Origin of the sequence: Pedobacter jamesrossensis (assembly GCF_042650905.1) — a bacterium.
Taxonomy (GTDB): Bacteria; Bacteroidota; Bacteroidia; order Sphingobacteriales; family Sphingobacteriaceae; genus Pedobacter; species Pedobacter jamesrossensis.
Genome location: NZ_JBHSBY010000025.1, coordinates 1 through 17,592, shown reverse-complemented (window position 1 = coordinate 17,592; position 17,592 = coordinate 1). Strand labels below are relative to the sequence as shown.

General features: G+C 37.4%; 14 protein-coding genes and 2 rRNA genes. 5 read left to right on the top strand and 11 right to left on the bottom strand.

Translation table 11 applies throughout. The annotated features are described in order from the left end of the window. The first annotated feature begins 260 nt into the window (after positions 1-260). The 3 genes from ACFOUY_RS04240 to ACFOUY_RS04230 all read left to right on the top strand — a co-directional run bounded on the left by ACFOUY_RS04240 (position 261) and on the right by ACFOUY_RS04230 (position 3,012). Complete coding sequence (locus ACFOUY_RS04240) at positions 261-1,589, top strand: NAD(P)/FAD-dependent oxidoreductase (protein WP_378959212.1); 1,329 nt, start codon at positions 261-263, stop codon at positions 1,587-1,589. A 125-nt stretch (positions 1,590-1,714) separates the two neighbouring features. Further along, entirely contained in the window at positions 1,715-2,581 is an 867-nt protein-coding gene (locus tag ACFOUY_RS04235; protein ID WP_378959211.1) for a hydroxymethylglutaryl-CoA lyase, read from the top strand. 32 nt (positions 2,582-2,613) lie between these two features. Beyond that, positions 2,614-3,012, top strand: a complete 399-nt coding sequence (locus tag ACFOUY_RS04230) for a VOC family protein (RefSeq protein ID WP_378959210.1) — start codon at positions 2,614-2,616, stop codon at positions 3,010-3,012. Positions 3,013-3,063: 51 nt separating this feature from the next. On the opposite strand, the gene ACFOUY_RS04225 is transcribed toward ACFOUY_RS04230, so the two are convergent. The 3 genes from ACFOUY_RS04225 to fbaA form a co-directional block, all read right to left on the bottom strand. Continuing rightward, positions 3,064-3,486 carry a GNAT family N-acetyltransferase gene (locus tag ACFOUY_RS04225; RefSeq protein ID WP_378959209.1) on the bottom strand — a complete coding sequence of 141 codons (423 nt, stop codon included), beginning with the start codon at positions 3,484-3,486 and terminating at the stop codon, positions 3,064-3,066. Beyond that, positions 3,486-3,968 carry a low affinity iron permease family protein gene (locus tag ACFOUY_RS04220; RefSeq protein WP_378959208.1) on the bottom strand — a complete coding sequence of 161 codons (483 nt, stop codon included), beginning with the start codon at positions 3,966-3,968 and terminating at the stop codon, positions 3,486-3,488. The genes ACFOUY_RS04225 and ACFOUY_RS04220 overlap by 1 nt, the downstream gene beginning before the upstream one ends. Before the next feature lie 137 nt (positions 3,969-4,105). Further along, positions 4,106-5,185: a class II fructose-bisphosphate aldolase gene (fbaA, locus tag ACFOUY_RS04215; RefSeq protein ID WP_378959207.1), complete on the bottom strand. Its 1,080-nt coding sequence runs from the start codon at positions 5,183-5,185 to the stop codon at positions 4,106-4,108. A 322-nt stretch (positions 5,186-5,507) separates the two neighbouring features. On the opposite strand from fbaA, the gene accD reads away from it, so the two are divergent. Next, entirely contained in the window at positions 5,508-6,353 is an 846-nt protein-coding gene (accD, locus tag ACFOUY_RS04210; protein ID WP_378959206.1) for an acetyl-CoA carboxylase, carboxyltransferase subunit beta, read from the top strand. 401 nt (positions 6,354-6,754) lie between these two features. After that, entirely contained in the window at positions 6,755-8,302 is a 1,548-nt protein-coding gene (locus tag ACFOUY_RS04205; protein WP_378959205.1) for a M20/M25/M40 family metallo-hydrolase, read from the top strand. A 108-nt stretch (positions 8,303-8,410) separates the two neighbouring features. Here ACFOUY_RS04205 and ACFOUY_RS04200 read toward each other — a convergent pair whose 3' ends face one another. The 8 genes from ACFOUY_RS04200 to ACFOUY_RS04165 all read right to left on the bottom strand — a co-directional run bounded on the left by ACFOUY_RS04200 (position 8,411) and on the right by ACFOUY_RS04165 (position 17,553). After that, entirely contained in the window at positions 8,411-9,415 is a 1,005-nt protein-coding gene (locus ACFOUY_RS04200) for a cytochrome d ubiquinol oxidase subunit II (protein ID WP_378959204.1), read from the bottom strand. A 38-nt stretch (positions 9,416-9,453) separates the two neighbouring features. Continuing rightward, on the bottom strand, positions 9,454-10,779 hold the full coding sequence (locus tag ACFOUY_RS04195) for a cytochrome ubiquinol oxidase subunit I (protein ID WP_378959203.1): 1,326 nt from the start codon (positions 10,777-10,779) through the stop codon (positions 9,454-9,456). Between the two features lie 275 nt (positions 10,780-11,054). Further along, entirely contained in the window at positions 11,055-11,954 is a 900-nt protein-coding gene (locus ACFOUY_RS04190) for an MBL fold metallo-hydrolase (protein ID WP_378959202.1), read from the bottom strand. 74 nt (positions 11,955-12,028) lie between these two features. Next, entirely contained in the window at positions 12,029-12,232 is a 204-nt protein-coding gene (locus tag ACFOUY_RS04185; protein WP_378959201.1) for a hypothetical protein, read from the bottom strand. Positions 12,233-12,389: 157 nt separating this feature from the next. Beyond that, positions 12,390-12,593: a hypothetical protein gene (locus tag ACFOUY_RS04180; protein WP_378959200.1), complete on the bottom strand. Its 204-nt coding sequence runs from the start codon at positions 12,591-12,593 to the stop codon at positions 12,390-12,392. A 399-nt stretch (positions 12,594-12,992) separates the two neighbouring features. Beyond that, entirely contained in the window at positions 12,993-13,973 is a 981-nt protein-coding gene (locus ACFOUY_RS04175) for an acyl-ACP desaturase (protein ID WP_378959199.1), read from the bottom strand. 459 nt (positions 13,974-14,432) lie between these two features. Continuing rightward, positions 14,433-14,544 (bottom strand): 5S ribosomal RNA (rrf, locus tag ACFOUY_RS04170). Between the two features lie 132 nt (positions 14,545-14,676). Continuing rightward, positions 14,677-17,553: ribosomal RNA gene (locus ACFOUY_RS04165) — 23S ribosomal RNA — on the bottom strand. Positions 17,554-17,592: the final 39 nt, after the last annotated feature.

Here is a 17,592-nt window from a genome sequence, read left to right as displayed (position 1 = left end):
ACTTTCAAAGGGTGAGGTTTTTGAAAACCAAGATCAGTAATCCTTCTGTTCGGATAGTCCTGTACACTTATTTCGCTACGCTTCATGCTCGTTTCCATCAGGTTTATTTAAGTCAGTTCCTTGCTAAAAACTCACCAAAAATCAATTCGTCATATTAAAGTTATATCTAAGCTAAGCGATTTATTTATCTGCCAAAATCTAAAGAAATAAACCTTTTGGCTATCTTTTTGTTACGTTTGCATATATAAAACGCAGATAAAATGGATTTACAACTTCCTAAAAGTGAGTACCCTAGAGTAGTAATAGTTGGTGGTGGTTTTGGTGGAATTGAATTAGCTAAAAGATTAAAAAATAAACCATTTCAGGTAGTTATGTTAGATAAACATAACTATCACACTTTTCAACCATTACTTTACCAGGTGGCCACAGGTGGTTTAGAGGCAGATTCTATTGCATTTCCATTGCGTAAAATCTTTAAAGGACAAAAAAACTTAATATTCAGAGTTACAAAAGTTACAGAAGTTAATGCAGCAGAAAATTGTTTGGTTACAGATATTGGCAGAATTTCTTACGATTACTTAGTAATTGCAACAGGCTCTACCAGTAATTTCTTTGGCAATAAAGAAATTGAGGCCAACTCCATGCCAATGAAATCTATTCCTGAAGCACTAGATTTAAGAAGCCTTATTCTACAAAATTTCGAAAAATCATTAATCGAAACTGATTTAGACAAAAAGAGTGCATTATTAAACTTTGTAGTGGTTGGCGGCGGTCCAACAGGTGTAGAAACTTCTGGTGCTATTGCAGAGCTTAAGAAGCATGTTATTCCTAACGATTATCCAGAAATGGATTTAAGTAAGGTAAATATATACTTAATAGAAAACTCACCAGAGTTACTAGGGCCAATGTCGCCACAGGCACAAGAAAAATCTAAAGAGTTTTTAATTAAAATGGGTGTTCAGGTGATGAACGAAACCAGAGTTTTGGGATACGATGGACATACACTTACTTTACAAGACAAGCCATCAATATTAAGTTCTACCGTAATTTGGAGCGCTGGCGTTAAAGGTCAGATTATTCCGGGTTTGGAAAAAGCAGAAATTGTTCGTGGCGGAAGGTTAAAAACGGATACTCAAAGCTTGATTGTTGGTTATCCTAACGTTTATGCTATTGGCGATGTTGCTGCTATAATTGATGAAGACACACCAAATGGCCACCCTGGTGTTGCTCCAGCTGCGATTCAGCAAGGGCATCAATTGGCTAAAAACTTAATCAATATTTTAGAAAATAAACCCTTAGAGAAATTTAAGTATTTCGATAAAGGCTCTATGGCAACCGTTGGTAGAAATAAAGCTGTTGTAGATATTGGTAAAATCCGTTTTCAAGGCGTTTTTGCTTGGTTTACCTGGATGTTCGTGCACCTAATGACTTTAGTCGGTTTCAGAAATAAAATTATCGTTTTTATAAATTGGGTTTGGAGTTATTTCAGCTACGACAGAGGGACAAGATTAATTATCAGAACCTTTGCAAAAGACAGAAGTATAGATTACCGCGAAGAAGTTACTAACAAAGAGGTAGTTAAAGTTTAGTTGTCTTTAGTCTTTAGTCTTTAGTCTTTAGTCTTTAGAACAAGTTCATAAATAAATATTTGTTTTACTTTCGCTTCTTTTCTTTGCGAAAAACTTTGCGCACTTTGCGGTTAAATTAGTATAAAATGAGCCAAAACAAATTCAAATTAGTCGAATGTCCGCGTGATGCCATGCAAGGATTACACGATTTTGTACCCACTGCGCTCAAATCAGAATATCTAAATTTACTACTTCAGGTTGGCTTCGATACGCTAGATTTTGGGAGTTTCGTTTCTTCAAAAGCAATTCCTCAAATGGCAGATACTACAGCAGTATTGGCAAATTTGGATTTAACTAATACTGCGACTAAGCTTTTGGCTATAGTAGCGAATTTAAGAGGTGTAGAAAACGCTGTTCAACACCAAGAGATATCTTATCTTGGTTTTCCTTTTTCCATTTCCGAAACCTTTCAACAACGAAATACAAATTCAAGCATAGCTCAATCGCTAAATGTTGTTGAAGAAATGCTTTCGCTTTGTGAGAAAAACAATAAAACTGCGGTTGTTTATTTATCAATGGGATTTGGAAACCCCTATGGAGATGAATGGAATTACGATATTGTAGAAAAATGGGCAGATGTTTTGGTTACTAAAGGTGTTAAAATTCTTTCTTTGGCTGATACCGTTGGCGTTTCTACACCAGAAAAGATTGAAAGTATTTTACCGAAATTAATATCGAAATTTACTGAAACTGAGATTGGAATTCATTTACACTCTACTCCTAAAGAGCGCTTTGAAAAAATTGATGCAGCTTACTGTTCTGGCGTTAAAAGGATAGACTCTGCTTTAAAAGGCTTTGGTGGGTGCCCAATGGCAGCCGATGATTTAACTGGTAACATTGCAACTGAAGATGTGATTTCTTTCTTAACTTCTAAAGGAGAGCATTTAAACCTTAATATGAATAAATGGAATGAGGCAATGAACTTATCAGAAAAGATTTTTGGAAATGTTTAGCGTATTTTTACTCCAAAACCAATGTTAAAAAAATGAAACAACATTTAATGCATATTGCAATATTGGTGCATGACTATGACAAAGCCATTGAATTTTACACTAAAAAATTAAACTTTGATTTAGTCGAAAACACATATTTAAATGAAACAAAGCGATGGGTTTTAGTTAAACCAAAAGGTGCCAATGAATGTGCCTTATTATTGGCAAAAGCAGTAAACAAAAAACAAAAAGATGCTGTAGGCAACCAATCTGGTGGTCGTGTTTTCTTGTTTTTACATACCGATAATTTTGATCTGGATTATCAAAATTTAATTGTTAATAACATAAAAATAATCAGACCACCCATTGTAGAAGACTATGGCAAAGTTGCTGTTTTTGAAGATTTATATGGTAATCTTTGGGATTTAATTGAGCCAACTATTAAACAATAGCGGTTAAAAATATCTAGCGCAGAGCAATATAAATAAGCTTAACCTTTAATGTTAAACTTGTTTAACCATTTTAAAATGTTGAATCCCTGCTTCTTCAAACTGCTCACCTTCGGCAACAAAACCAAATTTGGCATATAAACTCATTGCATCTAATTGCGAATTCAAATAAATATAGTGTGCATCCTCAGGCAAATCAGAAAGTGCTTCTGCAATTAAAGCACGTCCAACACCCTGTCCTCTAAAATCTTTTAACACAGCAAAGCGCTCCAACTTATAACCAGCGTCAGTTTTCCTCCATCGGCAAGCACCACAAGGTTGGCCATTATTTGTAGCCAAAAAATGAGTAGATTCCTCTTCATGCTCCCATTCTAATTCTGGAGGGCAACTCTGTTCATCTACAAATACAATTTTGCGAATTGCAAATACTTTATCTAAATCTTCGGTATGGTTAACTTTTTGAACTAGCAGACTCATTATTTTTGATGTTTAAAGTGTTTATTCGTTTTTAATTTCATTTCATTTAATTCCTTAGCCACATCTATCGAATGTGAACAATGAATATCGGCCTCTTTTTTGGCAAGTGTAGCAATAGTAACGTAAAATTTATGTAACTGATCTAATTCCTTTTCACTTAAATCCTCTATATCAACCATTCGGTTACTTGCTCCTTGCTGAGCAGCAATAAGCTCATTTAGCTTTAATTGAATTGCTTTTCCATCTTTATTCTGTGCTTTTTGAATCAAGAAAACCATTAAAAATGTTATAATAGTTGTTCCAGTATTTATAACTAATTGCCAGGTTTCAGAATAATTAAAGAGTGGACCCGTAACCGCCCAAAGAATAACTATGGAAGTAGCTGAAATAAAAGCAACTGAACTACCAGTAAATTTTGTTGCAGCATTAGCAAATTTCTCAAAAAAATTATTTTTTTTGGTGTCTTTTTTAGATTTTGTCATCACACATTATTTGCTTAAATATACCATAAAACAAACAAAAGCGCCATAAGTTTTTGAACCTATGGCGCTTTATTTAATTTTTGAATGAATGATTTTCGAATGACTAAACCATTAATCTAGTCGTAAAAATCAGCTTCTTATAATTTATCGTTTGCGTTAATGCAATTTAAATCTTCGAAAGCAACTGTTAAACGTTTAACAAATGCCTCTTCACCTTTGCGTAACCAAACACGTGGGTCATAATATTTTTTATTTGGTTTATCATCGCCTTCTGGGTTACCAATCTGGCCTTGAAGATAAGCTTCGTTCTTTTTGTAATAGCCTAAAATACCTTCCCAAAATGCCCATTGCATATCAGTATCGATATTCATTTTAATAGCACCATAAGAAATTGCTTCTCTAATTTCTTCCTGAGAAGAACCAGAACCGCCGTGAAAAACAAAATTAATAGGCTTCTCTGCAGTTAAATTGAATTTTTCTTTAACAAAATCTTGAGAGTTTTTCAAAATTACTGGCTGTAACTTAACATTACCTGGTTTGTAAACACCATGAACGTTACCAAAAGCAGCAGCAACTGTGAAACGAGGAGAAACTTTACTCAATTCTTCGTAAGCATAAGCAACTTCACTTGGTTGAGTATATAATTTCGAACTATCTACATCGCTATTATCAACACCATCTTCCTCACCACCTGTAACACCAAGTTCAATTTCGATAGTCATATTCATTTTTGCCATGCGAGCAAGATATTTTGCAGAAATTTCCATGTTCTCTTCAATAGATTCTTCTGATAAATCTAACATGTGAGAAGAAAACAAAGGTTTTCCTGTTTCTGCAAAGAATTTTTCACCATGGTCTAAAAGGCCATCAATCCAGGGCAACAATTTTTTAGCGGCGTGGTCTGTATGTAAAACCACGGCAACACCATAATGTTCTGCCAATAAATGTACATGTTTAGCTGCCGATACAGCACCTAAGATACATGCTTGCAATTTCTCATTATCTAAAGATTTACCTGCGTAAAATTGCGCACCTCCATTAGATAACTGAATCATAACTGGCGAATTTACTGCCTTGGCAGTCTCCAATACCGCATTAACCGTATTTGTACCGGTTATATTTACTGCTGGTAAAGCAAACTGATGTTTTTTAGCCTGCTCAAATAATTCTTGAACGGCATCTCCGTAAATTACGCCTTTGTAGCCTTTTAAACTCATCTCTTGTTAATTTTATTAAGTTCGAAGTTATGAAAAAAAATAACATTTCAAGCTTTTGTATTAATAGAATTATTTGCCTAACAACCAAATAGGGGCTATTTAGTGTAAAAAACACATTATCCATAGTGTAAAAATTACACACTTTATAGTTAGCAATTTGTATCTGCAAATTGGCCATCATAAGTTTTTAATTAATCAACTTAGAGCATTAGCCATGTACAATTAACTATGAACCAACAAGTCATTGACTATTTAACGTATAATAAAGTCTGACTTTATTATATTTTTCGTTTCTTTGCAATCCAATTCTTTAAAAAATTATATGGCTTGGTTTAAGAGAGAAAATAAAGGTATCATTACCACAACCGAAGAGAAGAAAGAGGCACCAGATGGCGTGTGGAATAAGTGTCCGAATTGCAAAAAACCGCTACATCAAACAGAATTACAGGAAAACAAATACGTTTGCCACTACTGCGATTACCATTTGAGAGTAGGTTCTAAAGAATACTTCGAGGTTTTATTTGATAATAACGAGTTTAAAGAACTTTTTGCTAACCTAACATCTGGCGATCCTTTAAGTTTTAACGACAATAAACCTTACACAGAGAGAATTTTAGAAAGCCAGGCTAAAACAGGCTTAAAAGATGCAATTCGTGCAGGTGTTGGTAAAATTGATGGACAGGATTTAGTAATTGCTTGTATGGATTTTGCATTTATTGGCGGTTCTATGGGTTCGGTAGTTGGCGAAAAAATTGCCCGTTCTATCGATTATTCTATCAAACATAAAATTCCGTTTCTAATGATTTCAAAATCCGGTGGTGCACGCATGATGGAAGCCGCATTTTCACTAATGCAAATGGCTAAAACATCAGCAAAACTGGCATTATTAAGTCAAGCAAAAATCCCTTACATATCTTTACTAACCGACCCAACAACAGGCGGAGTTACTGCATCTTATGCAATGTTAGGCGATATCAACATCGCAGAACCAGGCGCATTAATCGGCTTTGCAGGTCCTCGGGTAATTAAAGAAACCATTAAAAAAGATTTGCCAAAAGGTTTCCAAACTTCCGAGTTTGTTTTAGAACACGGTTTCCTCGATTTTATCGTAGATAGAAGAGCCATGAAAGCAAAATTGGCTGCTTTTATTAAAATGATGAATAATTAGTTTTCGGGTTAACCGATTAATTGTTTTAACTAGTTAATTGAAATTTAGAAAAGCAGGGTTTGAATAACTTCGGTTAATTCAGCCCTGCTTTTTCTTTCAAGTCCTCGCTACGCTGTGGTCTTTTCACGCCAATCAGGTTTAGATTACATAGGTTTTGTAATTATTGGGTTTGATTTTTCTTCTCCATAATCTAAAAAACCAATCCTCCCTATCAGGCAGCTCTTTAGCAAGCAGAAGTAAGCTTCTTTGGACAGGGAATTCCTAATTAAATTATCAAATAAGATTGTTTCTTGCATCGCAATGAAGTGCAACCTTATATCTCTGCAACATTTCCATTAACATCACCACTCCCATCCCCTAATTAGTTAAATTAGCCTCATCAAATAAAACTAACCCTTATTATGAATAAAAGACTACTCTTACCAACCCTACTCCTTTTTACATCGTCCTTTGTTTTTGCCCAAGACAGTAAAGTGATTGACAACATTGTGAAAGAAGTAAACCAAAACTCACAATTAGAAAAACTGGCTCACGAGCTTTTAGATGTTGTTGGTCCACGTTTAGTTGGCTCTCCTCAAATGAAACAAGCAAATGATTGGGCAGTTAAAAAATATAGCGATTGGGGGATTTCAGCAAAAAATGAGAAATGGGGCGATTGGGCAGGCTGGGAAAGAGGCATTACTCATATTGATTTAATAAGTCCAAGAGTGAGAACTTTGGACGGAACGCAATTAGCTTGGAGTCCATCAACAAATGGTAAAGCAATTAATGCTGAAGCTATAATTCTTCCTGAAATTACCGATTCTGTAGCTTTTCAAAAATGGTTACCAAATGTTAAAGGTAAAGTTGTGTTAATTTCTATGAACCAAATTTCTGGACGCCCAGAAAAAAACTGGGAAGAATTTGCAACAAAGGATTTATTCGAGAAATTTAAAAAAGAAAAAGCTGAGGCCATGAAAGCGTACACGGCTGGCATGGCTAAAACAGGATATAATGCAAAAACACTTCCTGTAGCTTTAGAAAATGCTGGTGCAGTTGCAGTAGTAATTAATAACTGGTCGCAAGGTTTTGGTGTAGATAAAATATTTGGCGCAAATACCACTAAAGTTCCAACATTAGATTTATCGGTTGAAGATTATGGCTTAGTTTATCGTTTAGCTTTAAATGGTAACAAACCAATGCTTAAAATTGAATCAGAATCTAAAAAACTAGGTGTTGTTCCAACTTTTAATACCATTGCTGAGATTAAAGGCAAGCAAAAACCAAATGAATATGTAATGTTGTCGGCACACTTCGATTCGTGGGATGGTGCAAGTGGCGCAACAGATAATGGATCAGGAACGATTATGATGATGGAGGCGATGCGCATTTTAAAAAAATTCTATCCAAACCCTAAAAGAACCATACTAGTTGGCCATTGGGGAAGCGAAGAACAAGGTTTAAACGGCTCTAGAGCGTTTGTTGAAGACCACCCAGAGATTGTAAGTAACTTGCAGGCTCTATTTAATCAGGATAATGGAACTGGTCGTGTGGTTAACATTGGCGGACAAGGTTTCGCTAAATCGAAAGATTACATCACCCGTTGGTTAGCAAAAGTTCCGGATACGATTAAAAATCAAATTAAAACAAATTTCCCGGGAACACCAGGTGCTGGTGGTTCTGACTTTGCATCTTTCGTTGCTGCAGGTGCATTGGGTTATTCTTTAAGTTCTACCAGCTGGGATTACGGAACTTACACTTGGCACACCAACCGTGATAGTTATGATAAATTAGTTTTCGATGAAATTCGTAGTAATGTAATTTTAGCTGCAATTATGGTGTATATGGCTTGCGAAGATCCTGAAAAAACTTCAACAGAAAAATCAACTGATTTACCTGTAAATGAGCGCACAGGCAAACAAGCAACATGGCCAGTTCAAACTAAATCAAACCGTAAAGGCGGAATGTAATTAAGCTTTTATAATATTTTAGAAGGAGCATTTGGAAACAGTTGCTCCTTTTTTGTTTTTATTTTATCTCAGTTTTTCTAAACCTGATAAAGTAAAAATTATTATAAGTTACTCTTCTTTCTTTTTAAACTTATAAAACAAATAGCCCAAGAAAGGTAGAATTAAAATACTACCTAACAACAGCGCTAAGCCTAGGCTATAAATGGTTTTCTCAGGACCAACAGTTTCGAAAAGTGAAATTGCACCTCCATTTTTTAGTCGGATAAAATTTGGGAAATGCGCATAACTAATTGCCAGCAAAATCATAGTTACCTGAAAACCCGCTAACACCCGCAATATTTTTGTTTTGCCTTTGATTAATAAATACCAAAGTAAAACTAACGATAAACTAGCTAAAATAATTGCGGTTAAACCAACCGTGTTTTTAAAAACCCAGTCGGCTAATGGGATTTTATCACGCTCTGCAGCTATAAATACGATGCCTCCAAAAATAACTGCAGCGATGTTCATTAATTCTGCCTTTTTAATGAAGCGGCGTTTATCATGGTCATCAGTGGTTTCTCCAATGAGGTAAATAGCAGCAAGAAAGCCGCACAACGAAACTGTAAAAAAGCCTACCGCAATAGAAAACCAATTTAACCAACCCCAAATATAGGCCGACATAAAATCTTTTGCATCGGTATCAATATGTCCTGAAATTAAGCTTCCAGCAATAATACCGAGGAAAAGTGCGGTTACAAAACTAGAATACCTAAAAATTCTATTGTACAGCCATTGCATATCATCTTTTACGGCATCATAGTGGCGAAAAACAAAAGCTGTTCCTCTAGCAATGATGCCAATAAGCATTATTAACAAAGGAATGTGCAAGTAAACCGACATTGTAGTATAAATGTGTGGAAAACCCACAAACAAAATAACAATTGCAATAATGAGCCACATGTGATTAGCCTCCCAAACAGGACCAATCGCCTGATATAAGGTTTTTCTTGTTCTACTCCTATTTTTTGTAGAAGTAAAAAGTTCGATTATTCCAGCGCCAAAATCAGCTCCCCCTAAAAGAAAATAGAGTAGAATTCCTAAACATAAAAAGGTGATTACAACGTATTCCATATTTATGAAAATAATTACAGTATTAAGTTTAGCTGTGGTTAATTATTATTTGATTCAGTTTTATTATACAATACCGGAACCATTTTAATTTGGCGATAGAGTAAAAACGTTACTATGATGCTCAACGAAAAATAAATTGCAGAGAAAATATAAAATGAATAAGCAATACCTGGCATTGGCGTTACTGCATCTTTAGTGCGCATAACACCATAAATAATCCATGGTTGCCTACCAACCTCCGTAACCACCCAGCCTGCCTCTAAAGCAATGTAACCCAACGGTATGGCAAATACAAAAAGTTTAAGTAACCAGCGTTTTTCTAAAAGCGTTCTTTTTCTGATTAGGTTAAAAAAGTAGACTATTGAAATTAGCATTAACAAAGTGCCAATTCCAACCATAATCTGAAAAGCATAGTGTGTTATCGCAACCGGCGGGTGTTCGTTTTCGGGAATTTTATCTAATCCCTTTACTTCAGCTCTGAAATCGCCGTGTGCCAGGAAACTTAAAGCTCCCGGAATTTTGATTGCACCTTTAACGGTTTTATCTTTTTCATTTACAATTCCACCAATTAGCAAAGGTGCAGGTTTTTCAGTTTTATATAATGCTTCCATTGCTGCAAGCTTTGCAGGTTGTCGTTTGGCAACATCTTTTGCCGATATATCGCCACTTAGGGGCTGTAGTAAAGCACCGATGCAAGCAAATATTGCAGCAATTTTAAAAGCTTTTAGGTGAAATTCTTTATTTTGATTTCTTAATATCATTAGCGCATGTACACCTGCAACCGCAAAACCAGTTGCCGTAAATGCTGCCAAACACATGTGTAAAGCTTGCGAAAACCAGGCATTATTAAACATGGCCTGAATCGGATCGATGTTAATATATTTTCCATTAACAAAGTCGAAGCCTGCCGGACTATTCATCCATGCATTTGCTGCCACTACAAGTATCCCCGATGCTAAGCCACTTACACCAACCACCATTCCAGTAAACCAGTGGAACCATTTATTTAACTTGTTCCATCCGTAAAGAAAAAAACCTAAAGCGATAGCTTCAATAAAAAATGCAGTTCCTTCTAATGAAAATGGCATTCCGAAAATTGGCCCTGCATGTTCCATAAATTTTGGCCATAACAAACCCAATTCGAATGATAACATGGTTCCCGAAACTGCACCGGTAGCGAAGAATATAGCAACACCTTTACTCCACGCTTTAGTAAGGTTCTTATAAACTTCATCGTTTGTTTTTAACCATTTGTAGTGAGATACAGCCATGAAAAACGGCATAACCATACCAATACAAGAAAAGATAATATGAAAGCCCAATGATAAGGCCATCTGGGAACGTGCTGCTATAAAATCATCCATATCTGATAGTGGATTTTGTGTAACACAAATATAGGAGATAAGGTTCTAGTTAAAGTTAATTTAGATGAGTTGTTTAGAATTATTTTAAATATAGAATGTTTATAAATTGAAAATAGATTTTTTTTCATATCCTAACAAACTATTATTCATTTTGTTGAGGATAAAATTAGATTTAAATTGATTCTTTTCGTATTCTTTGGAAAGATTAAGCTTTTCCGATGGTTTGTGTGTTCAATGTGATAAAATTTCTCTTGTGTTTCGGGTTTATTGAAAACCTAAACGCCTTTCAATTCATCATAAGCAGCCCCTAAACTTCTCTGAATTCCATCACCTTGCCATTCTGTTGCATTAGGAATTGTAGTTGCTTTAAGAATATCTTCTTTGGCTTTACCTGCTTTTATTTCTCCTCCAACAAAAGTCATCAGGTTTTGAAGATAGTTTTGATAAGCTTTTATATCTTCTTTATTACCAGTAACTTTTTCAGGGTCTAGGCTATGCCCCCAAATAAATAGGGTGTCATTATCAAACTGGCTCTGAATTTTATCTAAAGCAGTAATCCAGTTGCCAATATGAGCACCGTTTTCTCTGTCTATATATGGAAATCTGCGATTGAAAACCAAATCGCCAACATGAACAATATTTGCTTTCTCGAAATGATACACTGCATCGCCATTAGTGTGCCCAGAACCATAATAATAAGCACTAATTTTCTCATCACCAACTGGTGCTTTCCAACCAGTACCAAAAGTGGTATCGGGTAATAATTGTTTATCTAAATTATTAGCTTTTTCAGCTCCCTTTTTTTGATTAACTAAAGAGTTTTGATGCGATACTACTTTTTCTGCCAAACCTTTAAATGCAATGTTTCCAGCAGTGTGGTCGCCGTGATGATGTGTATTTATTAAATATTTAAAAGGTTTTTCACCTAGCTTTTTCAATTCTTCAATAACGTGAGGTGCCGAAGTTGGAAATTGCGCATCAACAACCGCAAAACCGCTCGATGAATTTAACCACGCAATGGTTCCACCTTGTTCTGTAAATATACCAACGTTATTGCGTAATGGCTTAAAATTATAAGCACGTAAAAATTCATTTTGGGCAAAAGCATCTGTTTTATATAAAGAAAGCATAGCAACAGCCAATGCAGAATTTTTGATGAAATTTCTTCTTTCCATTTTGGGATTAATTTAAAAAGCCACAGCTGCTGCTGTGGCTTAAATTTAATAAATTTACTCGTATTTTTTCCGAATTATATTCCAGAACCTGGTGTACTCCCTGGTTCATGCCCTGGCCCTAGTGGATTGTTTTTACGACCATGATCTTTATTAAATAAATTAGTAGCAACTTTTGATGATTTATTCTCATCTAGCTTTCTATCATCTTTAATATCTTCTGCATTTTTATTAAGCAAGTCATTCTCAACAACTTTACCTTTTTCCTTGTTACTTTCCATAGTAATTGTAAATTGATGTACTTTAGGAACAAGTAAGAAATAATATTGTTTTTGATAGTTGTTTTTGGAATGTTTTTTACTCGTATAGGGGCAATACAAATTAGTACCTCTCTTGCACAGAGAGGTTTCTTAGAAAAACCTATCTACAATGCTTTATTTAAAACATTGCGCCAGGAAGTTTTCCTAATTCGTGTATTGAACCAAATGAATGGAATCTTCTTTTATGAATTTTGTTAAAATGGTTTGAAGATTCGAATGAAAATGGCGATAAGATAAACTTGTAAATATGTTTTCTTTCAATACTTTGCTTCGTTGCTGACTCAGCATTTTCTAAATTCTGATTGATTTGGTTAGTTTCCATAGCATAATAATTTATTGAATATCTTAAACAATTCTTAAATGGATGCTTTACCTTATACTTAAAGATGATATTATAAGGTTCTGTGGAGGAATTACAAAGACAGCCTAAATTTTCACTTAACTCTTTCTCAAGCTGTTCTATTCTAAATGTATATTAAATATAATCTTTATTTATAAAAAATGCAAGAGTTATTTTTGTTATAACATTTAGTTTATCAAAACTGAAATTAAAAAATCAGACTGGTATAATTAGCTAATCAAGAACCTATTGCGAAATATAAAACATAACAATCTTAGTAGTAAAAATGAAAGACGCAGCTTAATTTCGGAATAAAACAAAATGCTGAATAACAAAAAAGTCCCGATATTATCGAGACTTTTTAATATTATAAAATAATTTCTATCCAGCTATCCAACTAAATTTATAATCAATAGTTGGGTTTTTCATTCGCTCTGCAACACGTAGCAATCTAGACGGCAAATTCATTATATAATCACGTGCCTTCTCTCCTGCCTCATCTAAATCCCGCATTCCCTCAATTTTCCAATCTACAATTAACTGCTGCATAATTTCTACATAATCAACCGCAGTATAAACACCTAAACGTTGAGCAGCATCAGTAAAATGGCCAAATGTTTGACCGATTTTCAATCCAACCTCACGTAAGAAATGAGCAGGCATTACAATTTTTTTCCGCATCATATCTTCAAAAGCAAGCATAGCTTCATTCGGATCTACTTCAAAAATTCGATTCATAAAATCTTTGTATGCTTTTGCATGTCTAGCTTCATCAGATGCAATTACACCGCACATTTTAGATAATAAAGTATCGCCATCTTTTTTCGCCAAAGAAGCTACACGCCTATGAGAAACATTGGTAGCTAACTCTTGAAAAGAAGTGTAAATAAAGTTGCGATAAGGATCATGCCCTGTACCAATATCAAAACCATCAGCAATTAAATACTGAGTAGAAATTTCCATTTGACGCATATCTACACGCCCAGATAAATAAAGGTATCTATTCAATAAATCTCCATGACGGTTTTCTTCTGCAGTCCAATGACGAACCCACTTCATCCAACCACCTTCTTCATCACGACTATGTCCATCAACCATGGCTAACCACGATTCATAAGTCGGCAATGCCTCCTCAGTAATTGTATCACCTATTAAAACAGCAACTAAATCGTATGAAAGGTCTTTTGCGCTATCCCTTAAATTTCTAATATCTTGATAAAATGTTTCACTTGTAGAATCTGGTAAGAAATCAGACGGCTGCCAATTTGTATCAATTGGTTTTAAATACGTACCCATAGATTCTAGCATATATTTTTCAATATGCACCATTACTTCCCTTCTCTTATCTGCAAAAAAACTCATTACTATATTATATATTATCGTATGCAAATATAACCAAATATTATCGCAAAACTTACAATATTAACACAATTGAACAGTATCAGTTTTAAATATGATATATGTTACACTTTTAAGTGATTTTTATAATCCTGAGCAAATCACTATCAATTCTCCCACCGCTTAAAGTATTCCTGCTGTATGCTTCAATCTTTTGGTTTGGAGTTTTTCTAAGAGCTTAAAGTTTTTTGAATACCAAAAAGGATTTTCGTACCCATGGGGTTTAGGTGGCCAATACAAAAGCGCCTATGTATGGTTTCCCCACCTCAAGGTTCCCCCACCGCCTCTCCCCGTCAGGGGGATTAAGCAACTTAGTCTTTTATCTTTGCTCTTTTGTATTTTTTGTATTTTTTTATAAACGAAGAAACCCTCACAGTTGTTACTGCAAGGGTTCTTGTTAAAGGCCTGTTTTTGGCTTTTAAGATTTGGCACCGACCTACTCTCCCACGTGTTACCGCAGTACCATCGGCTCTGGTGGGCTTAACTTCTCTGTTCGGAATGGGAAGAGGTGGACACCACCGATATAGGCACCTAAATATTTTATTGAGGTAGAAGGTAGAGGGTATAAAGGTGGAGGGTAAACCCTAAACCTTATGCCTTTCAGCCTTAAACCTTAAACATGATTGAAAGAAGTTAAGTTTTGAAGAACAAACAACAAGTCTGTTTGCTTTGAAAGCTTCGGATGATTAGTATTACTCGACTGTGCTGTCGCCAGCTTTACATCTATAACCTATCAACGTAGTAGTCTTCTACGGTCCTATATGGAATTCTCATCTCGTGGCTAGTTTCGCACTTAGATGCTTTCAGCGCTTATCTATTCCCAGCGTAGCTACTCTGCAATGCCCCTGGCGGAACAACAGATTCACTAGAGGCTAGTCCAACCCGGTCCTCTCGTACTAAGGTCAGCCCCACTCAAAATTCCTACGCCCACAACAGATAGGGACCGAACTGTCTCGCGACGTTCTGAACCCAGCTCGCGTGCCACTTTAATCGGCGAACAGCCGAACCCTTGGGACCTTCTCCAGCCCCAGGATGTGACGAGCCGACATCGAGGTGCCAAACCTCCCCGTCGATATGAGCTCTTGGGGGAGATCAGCCTGTTATCCCCAGCGTACCTTTTATCCTTTGAGCGATGGCCCTTCCATGCAGAACCACCGGATCACTATATCCGTCTTTCGACCCTGATCGACTTGTCTGTCTCACAGTCAAGCAAGCTTATGCTATTGCACTCCTCATACGGTTACCAAGCGTATTGAGCTTACCTTTGAAAGCCTCCGTTACCTTTTTGGAGGCGACCACCCCAGTCAAACTACCCATCAAACAATGTCTCCCGACTAGCGGGATTAGACACCGAATACAGAAAGGGTGGTATTTCAACGTTGGCTCCACGACGCCTAGCGACGCCGCTTCAAAGCCTCCCACCTATCCTACACATCCTGTATCCAATGTCAATGTTAAATTGTAGTGAAGGTGCATGGGGTCTTTCCGTCCCGTTGCGGGTACCCGGCGTCTTCACCGGGACCACAATTTCACCGAGCTCATGGCTGAGACAGCGCCCAGATCGTTACACCATTCGTGCAGGTCGGAACTTACCCGACAAGGAATTTCGCTACCTTAGGACCGTTATAGTTACGGCCGCCGTTTACTGGGGCTTCGATTCAATGCTTCTCCTTGCGGATGACATCCCCTCTTAACCTTCCAGCACCGGGCAGGTGTCAGGCCTTATACTTCATCTTTCGATTTTGCAAAGCCATGTGTTTTTGTTAAACAGTCGCCTGGGCCTTTTCACTGCGGCTGACATTGCTGCCAGCGCCCCTTCTCCCGAAGTTACAGGGCCATTTTGCCGAGTTCCTTAGCCATGATTCACTCGAGCACCTTAGAATCCTCTTCCCGGATACCTGTGTCGGTTTGCGGTACGGGTTTTTATAACCTGAAGCTTAGCGGTTTTTCTTGGAAGTCTGTTTACCTGCTCTATCCACTCAGCCGAAGCCTCGCGGTACTATTAGTTTTCAGCTAGGTCGGCGGATTTGCCTACCGTCCTAATACCTACAACCTTTAACGAACTATTCCGTCAGTTCGCGGCAGTGTCACTACTCCGTCCCCACATCGCAGTTATAAAAAGTACTGGAATATTAACCAGTTGTCCATCGAATATCCCATTCGGGTTCTCCTTAGGTCCCGACTAACCCTGATCCGATTAGCGTTGATCAGGAAACCTTATCCTTTCGGTGGGCGGGTTTCTCTCCCGCCTTATCGTTACTTATGCCTACATTTGCTTTTCTATACGCTCCAGCACCCATTACCAGATACCTTCGCTGCATATAGAATGCTCCCCTACCGATATATTTCAATCCCATAGCTTCGGTGATACACTTAATGCCCGTTTATTATCCATGCCCGATCGCTCGACTAGTGAGCTGTTACGCACTCTTTAAATGAATGGCTGCTTCCAAGCCAACATCCTAGCTGTCTGTGCAATCGGACCTCGTTAGTTCAACTTAGCGTACACTTAGGGACCTTAGCTGATGGTCTGGGTTCTTTCCCTCTCGGCCCGTGACCTTAGCACCCCGGGCCTCACTGCAGACCATATTATATAGCATTCGGAGTTTGTCTGGATTTGGTAGGATTTGACTCCCCCGCACCCAATCAGTAGCTCTACCTCTATATAACTTAATATCCACGCTGTTCCTAAAAACATTTCGGGGAGTACGAGCTATTTCCCAGTTTGATTAGCCTTTCACCCCTACCCACAGATCATCCGGAAACTTTTCAACGTTTATCGGTTCGGTCCTCCAGTACGTGTTACCGCACCTTCAACCTGTCCATGGGTAGATCACAAGGTTTCGCGTCTACCTCCTCTGACTATACGCCCTATTCAGACTCGCTTTCGCTTCGGATCCGTGTCTTAAACACTTAACCTTGCCAGAGAAGAGTAACTCGTAGGCTCATTATGCAAAAGGCACGCCGTCACGCCACCTGGACGCTCCGACCGCTTGTAAGTACACGGTTTCAGGTTCTATTTCACTCCCCTGTTCGGGGTTCTTTTCACCTTTCCCTCACGGTACTGGTTCACTATCGGTCTCTCAGGAGTATTTAGCCTTACCGGATGGTGCCGGCAGATTCCCACAAGGCGTCTCCGACCTCGCGGTACTCAGGATACTACTAGCCTAGCATTCTATACGTGTACCGGGCTATCACCGTGTATCGCTGGGCTTCCCATCCCATTCCACTTCTGTTTGCTAATGACACATTGTAGTCCTACAACCCCCACTTTGCCGTAACAAAGTAGGTTTGGGCTCTTTCCCGTTCGCTCGCCACTACTTAGGAAATCATTATTATTTTCTCTTCCTCTGCTTACTTAGATGTTTCAGTTCGGCAGGTTTGCTCATTATATGTGACATGTCTTCAACATGCCGGGTTGCCCCATTCGGAAATCTTCGGATTAATTCCTATTTGCAAATACCCGAAGCTTATCGCAGCTTATCACGTCCTTCATCGCCTCTGAGAGCCAAGGCATCCCCCGTGTACTCTTTATTACTTTCTTCTACTTATACGCCTTTTGCGCCGTATAGTATGCTTTTTT

Excerpts from the sequence above, each read along its gene's own strand:
- accD (WP_378959206.1), top strand. The coding sequence starts at position 5,508 with ATGGCTTGGTTTAAGAGAGAAAATAAAGGTATCATTACCACAACCGAA.
- ACFOUY_RS04220 (WP_378959208.1), bottom strand. The coding sequence starts at position 3,968 with ATGACAAAATCTAAAAAAGACACCAAAAAAAATAATTTTTTTGAGAAA.
- ACFOUY_RS04235 (WP_378959211.1), top strand. The coding sequence starts at position 1,715 with ATGAGCCAAAACAAATTCAAATTAGTCGAATGTCCGCGTGATGCCATG.
- ACFOUY_RS04205 (WP_378959205.1), top strand. The coding sequence starts at position 6,755 with ATGAATAAAAGACTACTCTTACCAACCCTACTCCTTTTTACATCGTCC.
- ACFOUY_RS04225 (WP_378959209.1), bottom strand. The coding sequence starts at position 3,486 with ATGAGTCTGCTAGTTCAAAAAGTTAACCATACCGAAGATTTAGATAAA.
- ACFOUY_RS04175 (WP_378959199.1), bottom strand. The coding sequence starts at position 13,973 with ATGAGTTTTTTTGCAGATAAGAGAAGGGAAGTAATGGTGCATATTGAA.
- fbaA (WP_378959207.1), bottom strand. The coding sequence starts at position 5,185 with ATGAGTTTAAAAGGCTACAAAGGCGTAATTTACGGAGATGCCGTTCAA.
- ACFOUY_RS04180 (WP_378959200.1), bottom strand. The coding sequence starts at position 12,593 with ATGGAAACTAACCAAATCAATCAGAATTTAGAAAATGCTGAGTCAGCA.
- ACFOUY_RS04195 (WP_378959203.1), bottom strand. The coding sequence starts at position 10,779 with ATGGATGATTTTATAGCAGCACGTTCCCAGATGGCCTTATCATTGGGC.
- ACFOUY_RS04185 (WP_378959201.1), bottom strand. The coding sequence starts at position 12,232 with ATGGAAAGTAACAAGGAAAAAGGTAAAGTTGTTGAGAATGACTTGCTT.
- ACFOUY_RS04200 (WP_378959204.1), bottom strand. The coding sequence starts at position 9,415 with ATGGAATACGTTGTAATCACCTTTTTATGTTTAGGAATTCTACTCTAT.
- ACFOUY_RS04230 (WP_378959210.1), top strand. The coding sequence starts at position 2,614 with ATGAAACAACATTTAATGCATATTGCAATATTGGTGCATGACTATGAC.
- ACFOUY_RS04240 (WP_378959212.1), top strand. The coding sequence starts at position 261 with ATGGATTTACAACTTCCTAAAAGTGAGTACCCTAGAGTAGTAATAGTT.
- ACFOUY_RS04190 (WP_378959202.1), bottom strand. The coding sequence starts at position 11,954 with ATGGAAAGAAGAAATTTCATCAAAAATTCTGCATTGGCTGTTGCTATG.